Origin of the sequence: Streptococcus vulneris, from assembly GCF_019218685.1 — a bacterium.
In the GTDB taxonomy this organism is placed as follows: Bacteria; Bacillota; Bacilli; order Lactobacillales; family Streptococcaceae; genus Streptococcus; species Streptococcus vulneris.
Genome location: NZ_JAHUZC010000030.1, coordinates 1 through 728 on the forward strand (window position 1 = coordinate 1; position 728 = coordinate 728).

The following is a 728-nucleotide window of genomic DNA, read 5'->3' on the forward strand; positions in this document are numbered from 1 at the left end:
GCTGAAGCCACTGCACTTGTTGATGCTGAGGCTGAGGCTACCGCACTTGTCGATGCTGAGGCGCTTGCTACTGCACTAGTTGATGCTGAGGCGCTTGCTACCGCACTTGTCGATGCTGAGGCACTTGCTACCGCGCTCGTTGATGCTGAAGCTGAAGCCACTGCACTTGTTGATGCTGAGGCTGAAGCCACTGCACTAGTCGATGCTGAGGCTGAAGCTACCGCACTTGTTGACGCTGAAGCTGAAGCCACTGCACTTGTTGATGCTGAGGCTGAGGCTACCGCACTTGTCGATGCTGAGGCGCTTGCTACTGCACTTGTTGACGCTGAAGCTGATGCCACTGCACTAGTAGATGCTGAAGCTGATGCCACTGCACTAGTAGATGCTGAAGCTGAAGCTACTGCACTTGTTGACGCTGAAGCTGATGCCACTGCACTAGTAGATGCTGAAGCTGAAGCCACTGCACTGGTTGACGCTGAGGCGCTTGCTACTGCACTAGTAGATGCTGAAGCTGATGCCACTGCACTAGTAGATGCTGAAGCTGAAGCTACCGCGCTGGTTGACGCTGAAGCTGAAGCTACTGCGCTTGTTGACGCTGAAGCTGAGGCTACCGCACTTGTTGACGCTGAAGCTGAAGCGACTGCACTAGTAGATGCTGAGGCTGAAGCCACCGCACTTGTTGACGCTGAGGCTGAAGCCACCGCACTTGTTGACGCTGAAGCTGAAGC

At 54.8% G+C, this 728-nt stretch carries 1 pseudogene; it reads left to right on the forward strand.

The annotated features are described in order from the left end of the window. A pseudogene (locus KUA57_RS09450) lies at positions 1 to 728 on the forward strand (adhesive domain-containing protein); the annotation flags it as partial.